Origin of the sequence: Exiguobacterium sp. UBA5002, from assembly GCF_002396765.1 — a bacterium.
Taxonomy (GTDB): Bacteria; Bacillota; Bacilli; order Exiguobacteriales; family Exiguobacteriaceae; genus Exiguobacterium_A.
In genome coordinates this window covers 23,644-43,934 of the sequence record NZ_DGYQ01000038.1, presented here as the reverse complement: position 1 = coordinate 43,934, position 20,291 = coordinate 23,644, and the positions used below count along the sequence as shown (strand labels likewise).

Sequence of the window (20,291 nt, the reverse complement as noted above, 5' to 3'; positions counted from 1 at the left end):
CTTTCAGTAATCCAATCCGATCATTAAAAATGCTACACTAGGGAGAGTTCGATTTAATGGACACGAAATTAAACGCTCGAGGTGAACTGTATCATGCATGAAGATTTTTTCAAACAGATGGAGCGATTGACCGGCATTCAATTGAATCCTGTCCAACAACAGGCAATTGAACATGACCATGGTCCGTTGCTGTTACTCGCCTCACCCGGCTCTGGAAAAACAACGACCCTTAATTTTAAGATTGCCTATTTGATTTTACAAAAAAAAATTGAACCACATCGTATTCTTGGACTGACCTTCAGTAAAGCGGCAGCTCGCGAGATGGCGGATCGATTTTATCATTTATTCCATGAACTAATCGGAACAACAGCGGCTTTTTCGACAATCCACAGTTTTGCTTTTCAAGTCGTCCGGGACCATACGTCTCAACAACGCCTCTCCTATACGATCATCGAAGGACCGATGGATCAACAACATCCGAATGCGCCACATAAACGGATGTTACTGCGCCGTATTTTCCAGGAAATTAATCGGAGTGTCATTACCGATGATCAAATGGATGAGTTATTACGAATGATTTCCTTCGTCAAGAATCGTCTTCTTTCTTTAAAGGAGATCAAGGCAGTACCGACGACGATCAAACATTTCCCTGATATCTATGTGGCATATGAACAATTCAAGTCGCGTGATCCCTTACATCCGTTACTCGACTTTGATGATATGTTGACGTATGCGAATACGATTTTGGAGCAAGACCGTCGTCTGTTGCAACATTATCAGCGACGCTTCGACTATATCCTAACGGATGAAAGTCAGGATACGTCGCTCGTTCAGCATCAATTGGTCGAGAAGTTAGCCTTACCGCATAACCGTCTTTGTGTCGTCGCGGACGATGACCAGACGCTTTACAGTTGGCGTGGCGCAGATGCATCCAAGATTCTCCACTTCAAGGATACGTATCCGAATGCGACGATTCTTTACATGGAACAAAATTATCGCTCATCAAAGGACATCGTCTCAGTCGCCAATCAGTTCATCCAACGTAATAAAGCACGTTATCCGAAACAGATGTTCACGGAGAATGCTGCGGTTCGTCCAATTATCTTAGAGACGCTACCGACTTATGAAGATCAGACTCGTTATTTATTGAATCAGTTACGGACGGAAACGAATTACCGCGAAGTCGCTATCTTATATCGCAACAATGCTTCTTCGATCAACGTCATGAATGCGTTAGATCAAGCAAACATTCCTTTTTACATTAAGGATGTTGATCATAAATTCTTCAGTCATTGGATTTTGAAGGATATTTTAAATTTCATGACATTCGCACAAGATCCAACAGGTATCGAGGTTCTAGCAACCATCCATACGAAGTTCGCCGGATATATCTCGAAAGCTCAACTGGCTCAATTGCAACAGTTTGGTTCGGGTGAATCTGTATTTGATCTACTCATAAACAAAATCGAGATGAAGTTTTATCAAAAGAAACAACTTCAACAAATGAAGCGCACATTCGCTTCCATTCAGACCGTTCGACCGTCTGCTGCCCTCTCATTGATTCGTCATGAACTGGGCTACGAAAAGAATTTGCGGAAAATGAGTGAGAGTCTCGGTTTTAGTCTCGATCACCTGCTTGAGACATTAAATACGATCGATAACATCGCAAGTGATGTACCGACGTTACTCGCCTTTCGTGAGCGGATCGCGCATCTCGAACAGTTGATGCGTGATGCGAAACAAAACAAAAATCAAAATGCGGTCACCCTTTCGACCTTTCACAGTGCAAAGGGGCTTGAATTTGATCGCGTCTTTATGATTGATCTCGTTGCTGGTATTCTTCCATCGGCTGACACGATCAAGGCGTACAAGAATGGACAACTCGATGATATGGAAGAAGCAGCACGCTTGTTTTACGTCGGGATGACACGGGCACGACACGAACTGCATCTCCTGTCTTATCGTTTTAAATCGAAATCGTTCGATGTCTCACCATTCGTCGAAGACGTTCATCGTCTTGTTACACCGGATTCCGCAAAACGAAAAATAGAACGCCAACGTCCTGCCATTGCAGCGCGAGCTAAAGTTCCTCCACTTCCGATCACTGAGAACATGCGTGTATCGCATACAGCATTTGGTCCCGGAACCGTCTTGCACCTGGTTGATGACGTGCTAGAAATTTCATTTGATCAAGGAATGAAAAAACAGCTTTCGTTACAAGTCTGCTCCGAAAATGCATTACTCGAAATTTTATGAGCCAAAAAAGCCTGTTTCACATAAATATGTGAGACAGGCTTTTGGTATATATCAGTTTTTAGGTGATGACTCATTTTGACGAATCAAGGCATCTCTGATTTCTGTCAATAGTTTTTCTTCTGTCGTTGGTACCGCTTCTTCTTCGACGACTTCTTCCTTCTTCCGGAACGAAGTGATTCCTTTGACGAAGATGAACAAAGCAAAGGCAATCAATAAGAATTCGATACTCGCCTGAAGGAACTGACCGTACTGTAATTTTGCATTTCCGACCATGATTGATAATCCTTTGACATCAATACCACCGATGATGATACCGATCAACGGCATGAAGACGCTGTCGACGAGTGATTTGATAATCCCGCTGAACGCAGCACCGAGAATGACTCCGACCGCTAAATCGATCACATTGCCTCGAAAAGCAAACTCCTTAAATGCCTTAAACATGAAACGTCCCCCTTACCAAGCACGGGACGCCAATTGCTGAATCGCATATCCGACGCCGTGCTCATCGTTTGTTTTCGTCACATGATGCGCAATCGCTTTTGCTTCATCATGACCATTCCCCATCGCGATCGCCTTTCCAGCAACCTTAAACATGGGAAGATCGTTCAGATTATCACCGATGACAGCGACTTGTTCGATCGGCACACCAAGGTGGTCCGCGAGGATTTTAACTGCCGTTCCTTTATCGGCACCGACTGCCATGACTTCGATGTTATCGTGTCCTGACGACGTGACATAGACACCCTCGACTTTCTGCTCGATTTCCTGCCAGATTGTTTTCATCAATTCTTGATCAAATGAGAACGAAATGAATTTGAATACTTTTCCCGCTTGATTACGAATGTATGACCGGAATCCATCAATCATCTTGACGTCTTCTTGGACATAATAGCGATCGTGGAAGAAATCAAGCACTTGTTTTGCCCGATCACTTTCTTCACTTAATTCTTTTAACGAATCGTAGGCTGCATCAATCGTCGCTCCTTGCGCTGTCACGAGTCCTTGATCACAGAACATCTCGAAAAAGACTTCGTACTGGCTAATGATGCCGTAAATTTGCTGTGCTTGTTCTGTCGTCAGAGTCGTCGCACTCAACTCTTCTCCATCGACGGTCATAACACGTGCCCCGTTTGAAGCAATGATCGGACAATGAATTCCTGCGGCATCCGTCAATTCTTTAGCATTTAAGTAATTACGTCCTGTTGCAATTGCAAACTCGACACCTTGTTCGCGTGCTGCTTCAATTGCCTGAATCGTCTCCGGTTCTATTCGTTGTTTGCCCGAAAGAACGGTACCATCCATATCTGATACGAGTAATTTAATTGGATTTGCCATCGTCTTCACTCTCCTCTTTTTCTATTTCCATACCACTATACCATTTTTCACATTTTGACTGGTCGTAAACACGGTTTACAAGATCGGTGACAACAAACGCGAAATACTTTCCTTAAATTTGATCATTCTTGAACGCGCAACATACGACTCGACCGTCATGAGCTTTGATACCTCACAATCAGCGAGGAAGAGACGTTCTAGTTCAATCGCTATTACCTGATCATAGACGATCGTGTTCATTTCAAAGTTCAACCGAAAGCTTCGCGCATCGATATTCGTCGTCCCGACTGAAGCAATCTCGCCATCAACGACGATCGTCTTTGCGTGTAAAAATCCAGGTTCATACGTGTAGACTTTAGCTCCGTACGATAACAACTCTCCTACAGCAGCAGTCGTTGCCCAGTAAACAAATGGGTGATCCGGCTTGTTCGGAATCATGATGCGGACTTCCACTCCGGACAGAAGGGCTGCCTTACATGCATCTAAATAACTCGTGTCTGGAATGAAATAAGGCGATTGGATATAAATCGTCCGTTTTGCTTCGTTGATCATCTTGATCAAGGCAAGCTTCAAATACTCTGAACGGGAATCCGGACCCGATGTGACGATTTGCATCGGTAATATATCCTGAATCCTATGCGTTCCATAGTAAAACAAAGATTTTTCCGTATAGACGTCACTTGCTTGGTTCCAGTCGAGAATAAAGCGATCGAGTTGATCATGAACGACGTCACCTTCCAAGCGAAAATGTGTATCCCGCCAGTAGCCGAACTTTTCATCGATACCGAGATATTCCGTACCAACGTTGAAGCCACCAATGTAGCCGATTCGACCGTCGATGATACAGGATTTACGGTGATTGCGGTTGTTCAATCGAAAATTAACGAATCCGATCGTCGACGGGAAAAAGGCAAACACTTCTCCTCCGTGTGCGAGTAAATCCTTAAAATCCGTCCGTTTGAGACTTCGTGATCCGACAGCATCATACAATAGACGGACTTTGATCCCACGATGGGCACAATCGGTCAATGTATCGATCAACGCTAACCCGAGACGATCTTTCTGAATGATGTAATATTGGATATTCACTTCATGCTCAGCCTGGCGGATATCTTGGATCATCCGATTGAATTTTTGCTCGCCATCCGAAAGTATCTGCAATTGATTCGAGAGACTGAGCAGGGAACCGTTCGACATCAAATTCATCCGAATCATATCCCGGTGCTTTTGAATCATCGGGTGTCGTCCCATCGTTACAAGTTCTTTTTTCTGTAAGGCGATCCGTCTATCCTGTTCTAGTTGTTCTTCTTCCGTAATACGATAAAAATTCGATTTTTTCAACAGTCTTCCGAAAAACAGATAGACGAGAAACCCAACGAGCGGAACGAAATACAAGATGAACACCCATGCCCACGTCGCACCAATATCGCGCCGTTCGAGAAAAATAACCGTTAGGACCGCCAAGATATTCATGATGAGCAATCCGTAGACGATGATGATCGTGAACGTACTCCATACTTCCACCATACGATTCCCTCCCGTTTCAACGGTATTGTTCGATTTTGGTCCCTTGTCTCCTATTCCCGTTTCCTTCCGTGTCATTCTTTTGAAGACAAAAAAACCTTTTTAAAGCACGAATGGCTTCAAAAAGGTTTAGGTCTTTCATGATTCTTGACATGGTTCCGGTTGTTGTAACGCCATTTGTTCAAGTGTCGCTTTGACACCTGCTACACAGTCTGGCAATCCAACACCATCATAAGCAAGTCCGGCTAAATGAATGTGTGGATAGTGAGAAGCGACGATTTCTCGCACTTCTTGAATCCGCTGTGCATGTCCTACCGTATAGGCCGGTAAGCCGTCTAATAAACGACTGATGACGACACGTTCCGGTTGCAACGGACGACCACAGATGGCTTCAAGATCTTCTAAGACGACCCGTTCAATCATTTCGTCTGATTCACGAACGAGTGCATCTTTTCCGGGGCGACCGATGAAGGCACGAAGCACGGTATGATTCGGTGCTGCATGATTCCACTTTTGATCAATCGCCGTACACGCTGTAATCGAATACGGTGCCTGACGGTTGACGATGAAACCTGTTCCATCGATCGGCAACGCTGTTTCCTTATCGAAAATCAACGTGACTGTCGCCGTCGAATGTGTCGAAAGGTTCGCAAGCCCAGGAAGCATCGCTTCTGGTAACAGGGACACGACTTGGCGATGCGGAATCGTCAACAAAATATCATCGGCATACTCTGGACCATGATCCGTTTCGAGACGATACCGCCCATCTTCTTCCCGTTTAATCGAGCGAAGTGGTGTCTCAAGACGAATTTCTGTCCGTTCAAGCACCTCTTCTAGCCGCTCGACGAGAGACTCGAGTCCAGTAGCGAGCGATAAAAATTGACCTGTAGCTTTGAGCGTCGGACCTTGTTGTTGGTCAAGCGGACGCATGAGACGCATTCCTTCAAACAAACTTCCTGCCTTTTGTTCATTTGCAACAAATTGCGGGTAGGTCGCAAACGTACTCATCCGATCGATATCACCAGCATAAATGCCTGAAAGAAGCGGTTCGATCAGCTTCTCGACGAGCGCATCTCCAAGACGCGGACGCAAATACTCTCCTAGTGGGATATCTGTTTCTGGAATCGTCAAATCAGGATCCGGGTGAAGCAATCGTTCTGACACTTCTGCTTTTTCTTCTTCCGTCAACAAAGAAGTCTCTGCAAATAACTCTAAATCCGTCGGGATACCCATGACGGCACCTTTTGGAATCGGATGGAGACCTCGCGCATCCAATACATAGGCTTGCGACGTGTTATTACGAACGAGTTGCTCCCCTAATCCAATCTCTTCGATGAGATCCGTCAGTACGTGTTTTCGTGCGACATACGAATCTGGTCCCCGCTCGATCGTCAATCCTTCGTCCCGATATGTTGCCACCTTACCACCGAGACGACCTTCTGCCTCAAGTAACGTGATGTTCATTTCCGGAAACTGTTTCTCTGCATAATAGGCGGCCGCAAGTCCTGATATACCGCCGCCCACGATGACGAGACGTTTACTGGACATAACTATCCACCTGTTTCGCGACGGCTTCCGTGACAGCTTTCATGAAAGCAGGATCCGCGTTTGGCATGACAGGTCGCGCATAATGGATTCCGAGTTCGTCGCAGACGACTTTACACTCATAGTCATTATCGAATAATACTTCTAGATGGTCCGCAACGAAGCCGACTGGCACGTAAACGAACGCTTCGTATCCTTTTTCTTCGTAAACATCACGTGTCAGATCCTGAACATCAGGACCGAGCCATGGCTCAGGTGTTTGTCCAGCTGATTGCCAACCTGTGATCATATGCGGTACACCGGCACGTTGTGCGATCAATTCGGCAGTTTCTTTCAATTGCTCTGGGTACGGATCGCCGTTTGCGATGATTTTCTCAGGCAGACTGTGCGCCGAAACGACGAGAACGGCTTTTTCTTCAGGAACTGGTAAAGCGTCGAACGTCTTGCGGATTTCTTTCCCCCACCAATCGAGAAATGCTTCTTCTTTGTACCACGATTCAACGGATGCGAGACGAATACCGTGCTGATCTGCGACTTCCTTCGCACGACCATTATATGAACGAATACTGAACGTCGAATAGTGCGGTGCTAAAACGACTGTGACCGCTTCTGTGATGCCGTCTTTTGCCATTTGCTCGACAGCATCCTCAACGAATGGCTCGATGTGCTTTAGACCAAGATAAAGCTTAAACTCGATTTCACCGGCATATTTCTCAGACAGTTGACGGTGTAGCTCTTCAGCCTGATCAATCGTGACTTGTGCGAGTGGTGAGACACCACCGATGGCTTCGTAACGTTCCGTTAACTCTGCCAATGCTTCTGGAGACGGTTTGCGTCCGCGACGAATGTGCGTATAATAACGCTCGATATCTTCTGGTTTATATGGCGTACCGTACGCCATAACAAGTAGTCCTAACGTCTTCATTTTCCTACCTCCATTTTTTCTTTCGAATAATCATGGATAAATGCAGTCAAACGTTTCAATACTTCTGGATCGACTTCCGGGAAGATGCCGTGACCGAGGTTAAAGATAAATCCTGGTTGCTTCATTCCCATGTCGAGAATTTCCTTCGTTTTTGCTTCAAGGATATCCCAAGGTGCTAACAGATAAGACGGATCGAGGTTTCCTTGAACAGGTTTCGTCAGTCCACGCTCACGTGCTTCGTCAATCGACAAACGCCAATCAAGTCCGACGACGTCTAACGGTAAACTGTGCCATTCTTCTGCCAAGTGACTCGCTCCTACACCGAACATGATCATCGGCACGCCTGTATCTTTTAATTCCGTGAAAATGCGTTCCATCGTTGGCTTGATGTAACGAACATAATCTTTCCGGCTTGTCGTTCCGACCCATGAATCAAAGATTTGGAACGCTTGGATTCCTGCATCCACTTGTGATTTGATGTAATCGATGACCATGTCACCTAGTTTCTCCATTAAGGCATGCCACACCTCAGGTTGTCCATACATCAATGCTTTCGTTTTATGGTATCCCTTCGAAGGACCACCTTCAATCATATAGCTCGCAAGCGTGAATGGTGCCCCGGAAAAACCAATCAACGGTACTTCGAGTCGTTCCCGTAACAAACGAATCGTTTCATAGATATATGGAATATCTTCACGGTTAAATGGTTGTAATGCTTCGACATCTGCCATCGTGCGAATCGGGTTCGCGATGACTGGACCGATACCACTCTTGATTTCGACGTCAACGCCCATCGATGGAAGTGGCGTCATGATGTCTTTATACAGAATCGCTGCATCGACCCCTAGTTGTTTTACAGGTAGTTCTGTCACATATGCGCCTAGCTCCGAGTCATGTGTGATCTCGAAAAGCGTCCGTGTCTTCTTGATTTCACGATATTCCGCTTGATAACGACCTGCTTGTCGCATGTACCAGACGGGAACGTGATCAATCTGCTCGCCACGGATCGCCCGCAAAAACGTATCATTGAATTTCTTCATCATAACTACCCCTTTATACTCGTTCTAACGCCCCAAAAAAACGTACGATAAGTTTGTGAACACAGAAACATTATATCTGAAATTAAGAAGTCTGTGCCAATAAATCGTTTACAAAATGACAGTTCTGTTACCAGTTCATGAAATGTTCACTGTTTCTTGTAAAGACCGAATGCAGCATTCAACTGACCACGAATCAAGTCAGAACGTTGTTGTTCCGTTACCTTGCGTTCTTTTTCTCGAATTTCGTGCGTGCGCCAGCCATCCTCGATTTTTTCCGCGACTTCGACGAGTCGCTCGACATCCGTAAACGAATATTTTCGTGTCTTTCCATTTGTCCGTTCTGGAAAGATTAGCTTCCGTTCCTCATAGTAACGAATCTGACGTTCTGACAAGCCGGTCAATTCACAGACGATTCCGATCGACATCACCTTTTTTTCGCGGTAGTTCATCTTCGTCACTCCTTTCCACAAAAATACCATGTCAGATTTTCTGACACAACACGTTTCTTTGAAAGTATTTCCGTCTAAAGTAAACACATACTTTAAATGGATAAAGGAGGAACGACAATGAAACTGGAACAACTCGCTATCTCAGTCGATACGTTTTATGTCTTATTCGCAGCACTGCTCGTCTTTACGATGCAAATCGGATTCTTACTTCTGGAAACAGGGATGTTACGGGCAAAGAACGCAGGGCACGTCGCTGTTAAACAAATTATCAGCTTCTCAGTTGCCGCTCTCGCCTTTTGGGCTATCGGATTCGGATTGACGTTCGGTGATGGTAACTCCATTATCGGAACAGAAGGATTCTTCTTACATGGAGGATTCAGCAGCCTTGATTGGTCGAACATCACGATTGATGTAAAGTTCCTCTTCCAACTCTCGTTTGTCGCCGTCTCTCTCGCAATCGCTTGGGGCGGATTCGCAGAACGTGCTAAATTATCCGTTTACTTGTTGTTCGGAACGTTTTTCGTTGCTATCATCTATCCGATCATTGCTCGTTCCGTTTGGGCAGGTGGATTCCTTGGTTCGCTCGGGATGCAAGACTTCGCTGGATCAACGGTCGTTCACTTACAAGGTGGGATCGCTGCACTCGTTGCCGCTTTACTGCTCAAGAAACGAATCGGTGCTGAAAAAACACCGTTACTTGGACACAACGTCATCTATTCTGTCGTTGGTGCCTTCATCCTCTGGTTATGTTGGTTCGGCTTCAACGCTGGTTCGACACTAACGATTGCCGATGGATTCTTTAGTTACGTTGCCTTGACGACGTTACTTGCGACTGCAGCAGGTGCACTCGGTGCTCTTGCCATCTCATTCTGGCACCGTCGCGTCGCAGATATCCCTTCGATCATCAACGGCGTGTTAGCTGCACTTGTCGCCATCACAGCAGCCTGTGCCTTCGTTGAACCGTGGGCAGCTGTCGTCATCGGTTTCCTCGCTGGTGTGATGACATATGGAACGAGCATTCTTCTCGCAAGCCGCGTCGATGATCCACTATGTGCCTTCTCCGTTCATGGCGTCGCTGGTATCTGGGGTACACTCGCAACTGGATTCTTCGCTTCACCACGACTCGTTGAAATCACAGGGATCGGACAAGCTGGTCTCTTCTATGGTGGCGGTTTTACGCAACTCGGTGTTCAAGCACTTGGTGTCGTCTTTGCCGTCGTCATCGTCAGCGTCTTAAGTTACGCATTCTTAAAAGTTCTCGACCTTACGATTGGTCTTCGGATCACACGCGAAGATGAACTCCGCGGACTGGATGTTGCAGAACATGGTCAATCTTCTTACGATCTCCCTGCTCCTGTCAGCAAAGAATTGCGTATGGTTGAAGAAGAAGACCTCTCAAACGAACGTGTCAATTAATAACTAGTAAAGAACAAGAGCCTACACGATGGATTCATCGCGTAGGCTCTTTCTTGTTTATTACTTTCGAGCGTAGTATTCACCAATCACAAGCGCCAAGGCTGCCCCACCAACGACATAGAGGGATCCACTGAAGAAGAATCCAAGTAGCGTCAGGACGATGCATTGACTGATTGCTGCGAAGCGGATTATTTTCTGTTTCGCATGTACAGCATTTCCAAACGGTAAAAGACGAGTCAATAGGTGTTGGTCCACTGCCTTCGTGAACGGTGCTAGCTGAAAGCTTGTCAGTCCTGCAAACGCAGGGATTGCAAGCCCGACGAACAACTCGTTGCCATTTGCTAACCACATGAACACAGCCCCAATTAATGTCAAACGAATAATCAATCCAATCCCGTCCCCACTCCGGATGAACTGTTTGACATACAAGTAATCGAATGTCGTTTGCGCTCGATGTGGAATCCGCTCGACCATGTTACTTAAGAGACGACGCCGTTTATACGTTGCTGTCAAATGGGGAACATCGACGAACCAATTCGCTAATCGATAAAAACGATCGCGTGATTCCTGCTCAAGTGCAATCCATTCGCGTAGAGGAAGATGGTCCTGACGCTTCAAATGGAGTACGACCATTAAGAGAAGTGCGACGACGATCGTCATCCACGCCATATCGATGATGACGAGTAGCGCCGCTCCAAACGCATACAGTAACACCGTCCGATGTGCGATACCTTCAAGCTTTGATAAATTCGCAGCCGCTCCGAACAAAGCAAGTGCTGCTCCAAGTAAAACAAGTTCAAACGGTGTCGTCTGTTCCGTTCGAACATAGAGAACAACGACAGCTAAAAACGGAATCACGGCACGGATGATACCAAAGACCGCATTGTACGCTCGTACTTGTTGCATGAAACTTGATAACTTCGCTAATACCGGTAACAGAAACACTTGATCCGCTTCGACGAGAAACGTCCGACTTGTTCGGTAGAGCGGTAAAATCAGAAATAAGGCTGCCATGACATATCGACCAGGAAACGATGGATCGAGTTGATCGAGGAAACGACCGTAGACGACTAAACCGTACAAAATAACGAAGTAAACGGTGAATAACAGTCCGCCATTCGCCATGTATCTTGTATATTTCACCGTCTCCGTCATCGCCGCCTCATATCGTTCCTTCCATAAGGACTGGCTGTTCATCGTTCCGCCTCCTCGATCGCGGCAACGTAGAGATCATCCAGCGTTCCATCTTGCAGTCCATATCGTGCGCGTAAAGCAGCTGTCGTCCCTTCCGCTGCAATGTGACCCTCATGTAAGAGTACGAAGCGATTACAATGCCGTTCTGCTGTCTCAAGGATATGCGTTGACATTAAGATCCCTTTACCATCCTGCTTCAGTTCACTAAAAATCTGAAGTAACTCACGAATCGCGAGCGGATCTAGTCCAACGAATGGTTCATCAACGATTAACAGCTCACTGCCTGTGACGAGTGCACACAAAATCATCGCTTTTTGCTTCATCCCTTTTGAGAATACACTTGGAAACCATTCTAGTTGCTTCGTCATTCGAAGTCTTTCAGCGTAATGTTGCGCACGTTCTGTCGCAATCGTCTCTTCGACGTCATATCCTTGCGCCATCAGACGAAGATGCTCCCGTAACGTCAGTTGTTCATATAACATCGGCTGTTCCGGAATATACGCGACTTGACGACGATACTCGGTTTCATTCGTCGCTAAATCCAACCCATTGATTCGAACTGATCCCGTCTTGACTGGTAGTAATCCAAGAATGTGCTTGATCGTCGTTGATTTTCCGGCACCGTTTAAACCAATTAAACCAACGAGTTCACCCCGATCCACTTCAATATTAATGTCATGAAGGACGGTTTTTGACCCGTATCCTCCTGATAAATCTTTAATATCTAATAACATGTTTGCCACTCCCTTCAGGCTCATCGTAAAGTAGGTTTGCTTCGTTTTTCTAGCTTAACGCGTAGTTTTTTTAAATATAATGTTTTAATACTTGTTTTTTCGGCAATTACTCTAAGTGTAATCGTTACATCAATATATGAAAACGATTTACATGCAAATTGAAAGTGAAATCAATGAATCGTCCATTCAATCCTTATCAAGTGGTCTAATCGTCTAGTCATTTTAAGAATGTACGATTTCAGATTTTTTCATTTTCGCACGTGTTTATAACTGCCTGAAAACAGGTAAAACTAATATGTAGAGGAGATGTTTAAAAATGGGTTTCTTATGGGCACTCATCATTGGTGGTCTCATCGGTTGGATCGCAAGTTTAATTATCGGGAAAGATGTGCCGGGTGGCATCATCGGTAACATCATCGCTGGTTTCATCGGTTCGATGATCGGTCAAGCCATCTTTGGTTCAATGGGACCAAAAATCGCTGGTTTCGCAGTCATTCCGGCTATTCTCGGAGCAGTCATCTTGATCTTCATCGTTTCACTTATTCTCCGGGCAGTACGCAAGTAATCATATATTTCAAATTGAAAAGGAGTGTTTTAAATGGGATTCTTATGGGCATTAATCGTTGGCGGTATTATTGGTTGGTTAGCAAGCTTGATTTTAGGTAAAGATGTTCCAGGTGGTATTATCGGTAACATCATCGCTGGTTTCGTTGGTGCATTGATTGGTCAAGCATTATTCGGAGATTGGGGTCCAATGGTTGCTGGATTCGCAATCGTACCTGCTTTACTCGGAGCTATCATTCTTATCCTCATCGTATCGTTCATTCTCCGTGCGGTGAATAAACGATAACCAAAAATCCTCGGACGTTCTGTCCGAGGATTTTTTTTAGTCTTTTAATTGTAACCACATGCCGTCTTCTCGCTCGACGACACGTTTTTCTGCTCGCAGATTCAACCATTCGAACACACCTTCGAGAAAACTAGACGGATATTCCCAAACCATACCGACTTGCTCTCGCTTCTTTCGTTCTGGTTTTCCAGCGATGGCTTCCAGTTCATCTGGAGTCTTATTCAATCGGATCAACAATTCTTCCACCTGACCCGACTGATAGGTCACTTCATATCCATCGTATCGTGCTCGGTTGGCAACGGTCGAATCAGGCGTGCCGAACGTATTCTCGAACGAATCACGCGAACGTCCGAGATAGCCCGTCATCGTATTGATACTTTTTCCAGTCCGGGCTTTCACTTCCGTCTCAAGTAACGTTTTGATATCGACTGCATATTCGTTCGAAACGGTCGTATTGAACCGATCAGCCAATTTAAAGTCGACTGTCGCGTTCGGTTCATCTCCGAGTTGTACAGTCTTTGATTCCTCGATGGTCTGTCCTGATTGTTCCGCACTTACTTGAACATCGTACTCTCCAGGAGAACGCTTGACTTCAAGGGATTTCTGATCGATCGTCCCGACTTCTTCTCCATCTAGTGAAATCTTCGCTCCCGGTAGATCACTCGAAACGGTTAATCGTTGAGGATTCACATCGAGAGAGTACCGATCATACCAAAGCCATCCATCTTCTTCTTGTAACGAAAACAGATGTGTCTTCACTTGCTTCCCTGCGTCTTGATCCTGTTTGACTTGCGCGATGACTCGGTCCGTTCGCTCTGAGTCAGCCGTCAACCAATTAACGAGTCGCGTCGCTTCACTCATCGGTAGTGACTTACCGTTCATCGTGACTAGCTTTTGGAATCCACGCTGATCCTTTTCCTTTAACAAGGTAGCAAGACGCTCGTCTGTTTTTTCCATTCTCGCCGCTTCTTGCATGTTACGCCCAAACCAAAAGGCAAATAATAAGAAAAGACCGACGACGATGACGCTACCGACGAGCAGACGCCGTTTTCGTTTTTTTTGAGCCGTTGAGGCTACTCGTGATGCCATGCAATTCGCTCCTTTCTTCAGTAGCTGTATGTTTCTAAGTGTATCGGGTTCAATTTGACTGTCAATCGTGCGGAAGTCGGAAACTTTCCGTATACTAATATTATCTTACCCAAGGGAGTGAACGTTCCATGCAAAAAGAATCATGTATCTTCTGTAAAATTGCTCGCAAAGAAGTCCCTGGTCATATCGTATTCGAGAACGAACAAGTTCTCGCTTTCCTTGACCTGTCACAAGTGACGAAAGGACATACGCTCGTCATCCCAAAACAACATGCCGATAATTTGTATGATCTTTCTCCTGAACAAGCACAAGACGTATTTGCGACGATCCCGCAAATCAGTCGTGCGCTTCAACAAGAGACAGAGGCAGCTGGCATGAATCTCTTATCGAATACAGGAAAGGTAGCGGGTCAATCGGTCTCCCACTTCCACCTGCACCTCATTCCGCGTCACGATAAACAAGACGGTTTCGGCGCAAAATGGGAAGTTCATAATGACGATTACACGGCAGAGGAATTGGCTGAACTCGCTAACTCGATCGCTTCTCGCATCTAAGTCTGTTCTTTTTCTTCTATTCTTAGAAAAATATTGCCGAAATAGGTTTCTTTCATTCGATTTTCGGTAAAATAATATGAAACAAATATTTTAATATTAAAAAAGGAGGTTCAATATGTCGAAGCGTCCCGCCCGTAACTGGGTCGCTTTTGGTGCTACGCTAACACTTGTGACTTTTTACGGTCTGAAGGCGCTTCGCCAAGGTACGAAAAGCGACTCTTCGAACGGTCATCAACGTCGAAATTCTTATTCTACAATCGTAACGAATGTGCAGGATTTGACCCAGGAGGGCAAGAACTTAGTAGAGACAGCAAAAGCGTCTGGTATGGACTTCAAAGAAGAAGTCATGCAGAGCGTCTCGGAATACCAAACGGAAGTCCAAGCATCGCTCACGAAGATCCAGTCTCTCGCTGATGAAGCGAAACAGGAAGCAGACCAGCTTTCTCCACAAAAGTAAGATCCGTTGCTTCGATTTGTTTTTGTATAGTTTGCATTTTGCGCGTTTGAGCCATTGTCACCTTTCGAAAGGATGAGTCAGATATGGAACACGAAAAGTTATATCCTGGACAAGAGGCTTTGTTGTATAGCCACAAGATTGTCCAGTTAAGCAAAGCACTATGGAAAACGGTAGAAAAAGATTGGCAAAATTGGATCAAGCCTTTTGATCTGAACATCAATGAACATCATATCTTATGGATTTCACACGCGCTAGGCGGTGCCTCGATTTCAGAGATCGCGAAGTATGGTGTCATGCACGTCTCGACGGCGTTCAACTTCTCGAAGAAGTTAGAAGACCGCGGACTGTTGACGTTCTCAAAAAAGGAAACAGATAAACGAAATACCTACGTCCAGTTGACACCAGAGGGCGAATCACTCTTACTTGAGACGATTCAAGCGTTCCGCCCTGAAGAAAACGGTGTCTTCCGTGCATCACTTCCTCTTCAGGAACTGTACGGGAAGTTCCCGGAATTAACGGACATTTCTGCGATCGTACGTCGCTTGTATGGCGACAGCTTCATGGACATATTTGCTGAGACATCAAAGATGATCACAGAAGAAGCAGATCGTCGCCCTCAAGATCCAGTCATGGACTCAATCAAAAAAGCATAATCTTACCAAAAGCGTTTTAGCCTCTAGCTAGAATGCTTTTTTTTAGGTCTTTTTTTCTCATGACAAGGACATTACTACTATGTCTCAAGAGCGTTATTTCCCTCACAATTTCCCATAAAAATTATCCTCAACCGACTACTCGGATGTGATAGCATGGAAAAGAGCAAGTATCTCTTGGCATGACAAGATACAGCTGTCAACCAGACGAGAATATGATATGATAAAACGGTTGAAATAAATGGTAAATTAGGGGTGTATGTATGAAAAAGAAATTGTTAGGCGCAGCAGCAGTCGCAAGTGTATTTACGTTAGCAGCATGTGGATCAAATGACGAAGCCGTCATCAATTACAAAGGTGGCGAAGTCAACAAGGCTGACGTCCAAGAAGAAGCATACGAAAAAGCTGGTGCTCAAATCGCCTTCCAGCAAACGATGAACAAATTGCTTGAGAAGAAATACGGCAAAGAAGTCACGGATAAAGAAGTCGAAGCAGAAGTCAAGAAGACCAAAGACCAGTTCCCGGATAAAGAGCAGTTCAGTACAACATTGAAATCTGCTGGAATCAAGAACGAAAAAGAATTCGAGAAAGTTCTTCGCACACAAATGCTCTTAACGGAAGCAAAATCTGCGAAATCAAAAGTAACAGATAAAGAAATCCAAGAGCGTTTTGACCAAGAAAAAGTCGAAGTCAAAGCAAGCCATATCCTCGTTGCGAAAGAGTCAGAAGCAAAAGACATCAAAAAACAATTGGATGACGGCGCGGACTTCGCGAAACTCGCAAAAGAGAAATCAACAGATACAGGTAGCGGTACAAAAGGTGGAGACCTTGGATACTTCACAAAAGGTAAAATGGTCAAGGAATTCGAAGATTATGCGTTCAAGGATGGCGTTGAAGGTAAAATCTCCGATCCAATCAAAACACAATTCGGTTACCACATCATTAAAGTAGTCGATCGTAAAGAAAAGAAAGACTTTACACTTGATAAAGAAAAATCACGCATCAAAAAAGCACTTGCTGAAGAAAAAGCAGCACAAGTCAACCCGAACGATATCTACCGTTCACTCATGAAAGAATACGATGTTAAAATCGAAAACAAAGACTTCAAGGATGCTTTTGATTTAGATAAACAAGAACAACAACAAATGCAACAACAAATGATGCAACAACAACAGCAGTAATCAAAAAAGGAAGCCGCGAAGGCTTCCTTTTTTCATATCGTTTTTCATATCTTGAATAGTTAACGAACCGTCCGGATCGGTGCCCGTTCGTATTGTTTCGGCAAGGCGACCGTGTCTCCTAGTTCGGCTGCCGCATGGTAGACCCAGTAAGGTTGGCGAAGTAGTTCACGTGCGAGCAGGACAATATCTGCTCGACCGTTACGGACGATTTCTTCTGCATGGGCAGCTGTCGTGATCAATCCAACCGCGCCTGTTGCAATACCCGTCTCTCGTTTCAACTCTTCCGCATAGCTCACTTGATAGCCTGGATACACTTCCGGTACGGCATTAGCGACGACAGCACCTGAACTACAGTCGAGTAAATCGATGTGACGTGCAGCTAGTTCTTTTGCGAGTGGAATATAATCCGTCGCCGTCATTCCCCCTGTTGCGTGATCCGCTGCTGAAATCCGGACCCAAATCGAGAGCTTGGAAACGGCTTGAATGCCATCAATGATCTCTAGCAACAAGTGCATCCGATTTTCAATCGAACCACCGTATTGGTCCTCACGAACGTTTGATAACGGAGAGAGGAACGTGTTCAATAAGTAACCATGAGCCCCATGAATTTCAATGAAATCGTACCCTGCTCGTTCCGCACGCAGTGCTGCATCGATGAACTGTTGTTTGATCGTCGCGATTTCCTCAAGCGTTAATGCTCGTGGATGTGTATACGTATCATCAAACGGTAAAGCACTCGGTGCAAGGGGTGGTTCTGCCGTCGTGCTTTTGCGCCCGGCATGGGCCAGTTGAATGCCTGCTTTGGCACCCGCTGCTTTGACTTGCTCTGCGATCCGTTGTAAGCCTTCGATATGCGCATCTGACCAAATTCCAAGATCACCGGCTGAAATGCGACCGTCTGGCGTAACAGCACTCGCTTCTAAGATGACGCCACCGACACCACCCATCGCACGGGTTGCATAGTGCGTGACATGCCAATCCGTAACGAGTCCATCTTCTTTTGCACTGTACATACACATCGGCGCCATGATGACCCGATTTCGGAATGTCAACGCTCCGAGTTGAACCGTATCAAACAACTTCGTCTTCATCTTTTTCCCCCTTATAGCTTCTATAGCTTCGGACGGTAAAAAGCACGATTATCTAGTGCGAATGATCGTTCCGAGAACTGTCCTGGCTCGACATATTCAAGGAGACGATCCATCATCGTCATCCGTGCATCAAGGTTATCGATCAAGAACAAGACTTCTGCCTCGCGCATCTGTGGTGCGACAGCAGAACCCCATTCCGGTCGTCCGTGATGACTTAAGACGAGATGTTGCAAGACCGTCAGTACTTCTGCGTCAATTTGTAATTCTGCTCCGACTTTTTCAAGTTCCGCTACCATCATCGTAATATGACCGACGAGTTTACCAGGCAACGTATATTCCGGTGCAACCGGATCGGATAACTCCTTGATTTTCGCATAATCGTGCAGAATGATGCCACTGATTAGCACGTCACGGTTTAAGGTCGGATAGAGTTGAGCGATTTGATCCGCTAGACGCAACATGGAAAGGACGTGGTATGACAGCCCCGAGTAAAAAGCATGATGGTTCTTGACCGCTGCCGGATGCGTGAAATAGGCGTCAAATCGTGAAGTAATCAAATGTTTAACGAGCTTTTTCATATCACTGTTCTGAATCGATTCTACGAACGCGAGTACTTCCGTCTCGATCTGCTCTCGCGGAATCGGTGCGGATTGGACGTAGTCCTCGACATTCGTCTCCTCTAGGACCGTGATTTGTTTGAGCTTGAGTTGTGTCCGTCCCCGATAGTCCATGACTTCTCCAGCAGCATGGACGATTGATTTCGGCGCATATTTTTCAAGATCACTCGTATCCCACATCTTCGTCTCGATTTCGCCTGTCTTATCCGTCAAGATGAGCGTCAAGTATGGTTTCCCATTTGCTGCAATTCCTTTGACTGCTTGCTTGATCATCGCTCGTTGATCGAGCGTTTCTCCAACTGCTAATTTACCGATTCCTTTCATACTTGAAACACGTCCTTTATCTGTAAAATAGGTGTCTTTTTTATATTCCATTGACTACACTTAAGGCATATACTATTTCATTCTACTATATGGGAGTCATGAACATGGAACTGGAACCTCAATTTAATTGGTCCCGCTATCTCGATTTAGCTGACTATGAACAAACCTTTCCGACGGCTGCCGTCGACCAATCAGAAATGGACTGGGTCACACAGTTGCGATCGAAAGACATGAACTTCACCCGCTCGGAAAAAGGGGTTCTCTATGGCGCTGTCGTCACCTGGCAGAATCCTGTCGACAAAACTGACCGCCGCTCGATTTGCTTTTACGTAACGAAAGAAAAACTCATCACAATCGGATTGTCGGATTCAATCGTGTCCCTGGTCGCTCCCTATTCTCCCGCGCATCCCTTTGCGGCTTTTTATACGATTCTTGCTTTACAGCTGAACACGTATTTTGCCGGTATCGATCAGTTTGAGACGGAACTGTTCTCAAGACAAGATGAACTGCGCGGTAGCATCAATGAAGATTCACTCGATAGCATCTTCGCTTTACGCGACACGATCGAGAACTGGTCCGATTTAATCGTTCCGTTTCAAGAGCTCGTCATGGCTGGCGAAGAATCATTTCTCGATGAGGACGCGTATCTCGAGGATCTCTCGTTGAAACTAGCTACGAAACGTGTCCGCCGTCTGTTGATGCTCATCGAACATTATCAAAAAGACATTGAGGTCCTGCTCGACTTATCGACGACCGTCTCGAACTTCCGTGGAAACGAAATCATGAAGGCATTAACGATCTTTACTGCCGTCGCGACACCAACGATGGCCCTCGGTGCGATTTGGGGGATGAACTTTAAAATCATGCCGGAATTAGAATGGAAATACGGTTACGCCCTATCCCTAGGACTGATCTTTCTCTCGACCGGTGGCATCTTCTACTGGATGCGCTGGCGCGGATGGTTAGGCGCTCTTGTTCGGATGCCAAAGAACAGTCGACCAAAAAAATAGATATCAGAACATAAGTTCGTTATACTAATTGTATCATATCTACTGAA

21 protein-coding genes are annotated in these 20,291 nt (G+C 45.5%); 9 read left to right on the top strand and 12 right to left on the bottom strand.

Annotated elements, in window-relative coordinates:
• The first annotated feature begins 93 nt into the window (after positions 1–93).
• The gene (locus tag B4C70_RS11960) at positions 94–2,256 is read left to right on the top strand and encodes an ATP-dependent helicase (RefSeq protein WP_290779667.1); all 2,163 of its coding nucleotides are present in this window, start codon (positions 94–96) and stop codon (positions 2,254–2,256) included.
• A gap of 51 nt (positions 2,257–2,307) precedes the next feature.
• On the opposite strand, the gene mscL is transcribed toward B4C70_RS11960, so the two are convergent.
• From mscL to B4C70_RS11925, 7 genes are all read right to left on the bottom strand, one after another.
• Positions 2,308–2,700: a large-conductance mechanosensitive channel protein MscL gene (mscL, locus tag B4C70_RS11955; protein ID WP_035409394.1), complete on the bottom strand. Its 393-nt coding sequence runs from the start codon at positions 2,698–2,700 to the stop codon at positions 2,308–2,310.
• Between the two features lie 12 nt (positions 2,701–2,712).
• Positions 2,713–3,594 (bottom strand): Cof-type HAD-IIB family hydrolase, encoded by an 882-nt coding sequence (locus B4C70_RS11950; protein ID WP_290779664.1) that lies wholly within the window; start codon positions 3,592–3,594, stop codon positions 2,713–2,715.
• A 75-nt stretch (positions 3,595–3,669) separates the two neighbouring features.
• Positions 3,670–5,121 carry a cardiolipin synthase gene (gene cls / locus B4C70_RS11945; RefSeq protein ID WP_290779661.1) on the bottom strand — a complete coding sequence of 484 codons (1,452 nt, stop codon included), beginning with the start codon at positions 5,119–5,121 and terminating at the stop codon, positions 3,670–3,672.
• 135 nt (positions 5,122–5,256) lie between these two features.
• On the bottom strand, positions 5,257–6,666 hold the full coding sequence (gene hemG, locus B4C70_RS11940; protein WP_290779658.1) for a protoporphyrinogen oxidase: 1,410 nt from the start codon (positions 6,664–6,666) through the stop codon (positions 5,257–5,259).
• Positions 6,656–7,588 carry a ferrochelatase gene (hemH, locus tag B4C70_RS11935; RefSeq protein ID WP_290779655.1) on the bottom strand — a complete coding sequence of 311 codons (933 nt, stop codon included), beginning with the start codon at positions 7,586–7,588 and terminating at the stop codon, positions 6,656–6,658. The genes hemG and hemH overlap by 11 nt, the downstream gene beginning before the upstream one ends.
• A complete protein-coding gene (gene hemE, locus B4C70_RS11930) occupies positions 7,585–8,631 on the bottom strand; it encodes a uroporphyrinogen decarboxylase (RefSeq protein WP_023467354.1) in 1,047 nt (348 codons plus the stop codon). Before hemE ends, hemH begins: the two co-directional genes overlap by 4 nt.
• Positions 8,632–8,774: 143 nt before the next feature.
• Positions 8,775–9,077, bottom strand: a complete 303-nt coding sequence (locus B4C70_RS11925; protein WP_023467353.1) for a MerR family transcriptional regulator — start codon at positions 9,075–9,077, stop codon at positions 8,775–8,777.
• Between the two features lie 117 nt (positions 9,078–9,194).
• Here B4C70_RS11925 and B4C70_RS11920 point away from each other — a divergent pair, with 117 nt between their 5' ends.
• Positions 9,195–10,493, top strand: coding sequence for an ammonium transporter (locus B4C70_RS11920; protein ID WP_290779652.1), 1,299 nt, complete (start codon positions 9,195–9,197; stop codon positions 10,491–10,493).
• Between the two features lie 60 nt (positions 10,494–10,553).
• Here the strand turns inward: B4C70_RS11920 and B4C70_RS11915 are convergent, their stop codons facing one another.
• Positions 10,554–11,690 (bottom strand): ABC transporter permease, encoded by a 1,137-nt coding sequence (locus B4C70_RS11915; RefSeq protein WP_290779649.1) that lies wholly within the window; start codon positions 11,688–11,690, stop codon positions 10,554–10,556.
• Positions 11,687–12,421, bottom strand: a complete 735-nt coding sequence (locus B4C70_RS11910) for an ABC transporter ATP-binding protein (RefSeq protein ID WP_290779645.1) — start codon at positions 12,419–12,421, stop codon at positions 11,687–11,689. The genes B4C70_RS11915 and B4C70_RS11910 overlap by 4 nt, the downstream gene beginning before the upstream one ends.
• Before the next feature lie 316 nt (positions 12,422–12,737).
• Between B4C70_RS11910 and B4C70_RS11905 the strand changes: the two genes are divergently transcribed.
• The gene (locus tag B4C70_RS11905) at positions 12,738–12,986 is read left to right on the top strand and encodes a GlsB/YeaQ/YmgE family stress response membrane protein (protein ID WP_023467349.1); all 249 of its coding nucleotides are present in this window, start codon (positions 12,738–12,740) and stop codon (positions 12,984–12,986) included.
• Positions 12,987–13,019: 33 nt separating this feature from the next.
• Positions 13,020–13,271, top strand: a complete 252-nt coding sequence (locus tag B4C70_RS11900) for a GlsB/YeaQ/YmgE family stress response membrane protein (protein ID WP_029340936.1) — start codon at positions 13,020–13,022, stop codon at positions 13,269–13,271.
• A gap of 36 nt (positions 13,272–13,307) precedes the next feature.
• Here B4C70_RS11900 and B4C70_RS11895 read toward each other — a convergent pair whose 3' ends face one another.
• Positions 13,308–14,360, bottom strand: coding sequence for a TcaA second domain-containing protein (locus tag B4C70_RS11895; protein WP_290779642.1), 1,053 nt, complete (start codon positions 14,358–14,360; stop codon positions 13,308–13,310).
• A gap of 128 nt (positions 14,361–14,488) precedes the next feature.
• On the opposite strand from B4C70_RS11895, the gene B4C70_RS11890 reads away from it, so the two are divergent.
• From B4C70_RS11890 to B4C70_RS11875, 4 genes are all read left to right on the top strand, one after another.
• Positions 14,489–14,914: an HIT family protein gene (locus tag B4C70_RS11890; RefSeq protein WP_023467346.1), complete on the top strand. Its 426-nt coding sequence runs from the start codon at positions 14,489–14,491 to the stop codon at positions 14,912–14,914.
• Between the two features lie 115 nt (positions 14,915–15,029).
• The gene (locus B4C70_RS11885; RefSeq protein WP_290779639.1) at positions 15,030–15,371 is read left to right on the top strand and encodes a hypothetical protein; all 342 of its coding nucleotides are present in this window, start codon (positions 15,030–15,032) and stop codon (positions 15,369–15,371) included.
• Between the two features lie 83 nt (positions 15,372–15,454).
• Positions 15,455–16,024 (top strand): HTH-type transcriptional regulator Hpr, encoded by a 570-nt coding sequence (locus B4C70_RS11880; RefSeq protein ID WP_023467344.1) that lies wholly within the window; start codon positions 15,455–15,457, stop codon positions 16,022–16,024.
• Between the two features lie 260 nt (positions 16,025–16,284).
• Positions 16,285–17,202, top strand: coding sequence for a peptidylprolyl isomerase (locus tag B4C70_RS11875; protein WP_050677713.1), 918 nt, complete (start codon positions 16,285–16,287; stop codon positions 17,200–17,202).
• Between the two features lie 59 nt (positions 17,203–17,261).
• Here B4C70_RS11875 and namA read toward each other — a convergent pair whose 3' ends face one another.
• Both namA and B4C70_RS11865 read right to left on the bottom strand, forming a co-directional pair.
• Positions 17,262–18,293, bottom strand: a complete 1,032-nt coding sequence (gene namA, locus B4C70_RS11870) for an NADPH dehydrogenase NamA (protein WP_290779635.1) — start codon at positions 18,291–18,293, stop codon at positions 17,262–17,264.
• Positions 18,294–18,313: 20 nt separating this feature from the next.
• The gene (locus B4C70_RS11865) at positions 18,314–19,234 is read right to left on the bottom strand and encodes an HD domain-containing protein (RefSeq protein WP_029340932.1); all 921 of its coding nucleotides are present in this window, start codon (positions 19,232–19,234) and stop codon (positions 18,314–18,316) included.
• Positions 19,235–19,338: 104 nt separating this feature from the next.
• Here B4C70_RS11865 and B4C70_RS11860 point away from each other — a divergent pair, with 104 nt between their 5' ends.
• Positions 19,339–20,244 (top strand): magnesium transporter CorA family protein, encoded by a 906-nt coding sequence (locus tag B4C70_RS11860; protein ID WP_290779632.1) that lies wholly within the window; start codon positions 19,339–19,341, stop codon positions 20,242–20,244.
• Positions 20,245–20,291 lie beyond the last annotated feature (47 nt).

Excerpts from the sequence above, each read along its gene's own strand:
- B4C70_RS11960 (WP_290779667.1), top strand. The coding sequence starts at position 94 with ATGCATGAAGATTTTTTCAAACAGATGGAGCGATTGACCGGCATTCAA.
- mscL (WP_035409394.1), bottom strand. The coding sequence starts at position 2,700 with ATGTTTAAGGCATTTAAGGAGTTTGCTTTTCGAGGCAATGTGATCGAT.
- B4C70_RS11950 (WP_290779664.1), bottom strand. The coding sequence starts at position 3,594 with ATGGCAAATCCAATTAAATTACTCGTATCAGATATGGATGGTACCGTT.
- cls (WP_290779661.1), bottom strand. The coding sequence starts at position 5,121 with ATGGTGGAAGTATGGAGTACGTTCACGATCATCATCGTCTACGGATTG.
- hemG (WP_290779658.1), bottom strand. The coding sequence starts at position 6,666 with ATGTCCAGTAAACGTCTCGTCATCGTGGGCGGCGGTATATCAGGACTT.
- hemH (WP_290779655.1), bottom strand. The coding sequence starts at position 7,588 with ATGAAGACGTTAGGACTACTTGTTATGGCGTACGGTACGCCATATAAA.
- hemE (WP_023467354.1), bottom strand. The coding sequence starts at position 8,631 with ATGATGAAGAAATTCAATGATACGTTTTTGCGGGCGATCCGTGGCGAG.
- B4C70_RS11925 (WP_023467353.1), bottom strand. The coding sequence starts at position 9,077 with ATGAACTACCGCGAAAAAAAGGTGATGTCGATCGGAATCGTCTGTGAA.
- B4C70_RS11920 (WP_290779652.1), top strand. The coding sequence starts at position 9,195 with ATGAAACTGGAACAACTCGCTATCTCAGTCGATACGTTTTATGTCTTA.
- B4C70_RS11915 (WP_290779649.1), bottom strand. The coding sequence starts at position 11,690 with ATGAACAGCCAGTCCTTATGGAAGGAACGATATGAGGCGGCGATGACG.
- B4C70_RS11910 (WP_290779645.1), bottom strand. The coding sequence starts at position 12,421 with ATGTTATTAGATATTAAAGATTTATCAGGAGGATACGGGTCAAAAACC.
- B4C70_RS11905 (WP_023467349.1), top strand. The coding sequence starts at position 12,738 with ATGGGTTTCTTATGGGCACTCATCATTGGTGGTCTCATCGGTTGGATC.
- B4C70_RS11900 (WP_029340936.1), top strand. The coding sequence starts at position 13,020 with ATGGGATTCTTATGGGCATTAATCGTTGGCGGTATTATTGGTTGGTTA.
- B4C70_RS11895 (WP_290779642.1), bottom strand. The coding sequence starts at position 14,360 with ATGGCATCACGAGTAGCCTCAACGGCTCAAAAAAAACGAAAACGGCGT.
- B4C70_RS11890 (WP_023467346.1), top strand. The coding sequence starts at position 14,489 with ATGCAAAAAGAATCATGTATCTTCTGTAAAATTGCTCGCAAAGAAGTC.
- B4C70_RS11885 (WP_290779639.1), top strand. The coding sequence starts at position 15,030 with ATGTCGAAGCGTCCCGCCCGTAACTGGGTCGCTTTTGGTGCTACGCTA.
- B4C70_RS11880 (WP_023467344.1), top strand. The coding sequence starts at position 15,455 with ATGGAACACGAAAAGTTATATCCTGGACAAGAGGCTTTGTTGTATAGC.
- B4C70_RS11875 (WP_050677713.1), top strand. The coding sequence starts at position 16,285 with ATGAAAAAGAAATTGTTAGGCGCAGCAGCAGTCGCAAGTGTATTTACG.
- namA (WP_290779635.1), bottom strand. The coding sequence starts at position 18,293 with ATGAAGACGAAGTTGTTTGATACGGTTCAACTCGGAGCGTTGACATTC.
- B4C70_RS11865 (WP_029340932.1), bottom strand. The coding sequence starts at position 19,234 with ATGAAAGGAATCGGTAAATTAGCAGTTGGAGAAACGCTCGATCAACGA.
- B4C70_RS11860 (WP_290779632.1), top strand. The coding sequence starts at position 19,339 with ATGGAACTGGAACCTCAATTTAATTGGTCCCGCTATCTCGATTTAGCT.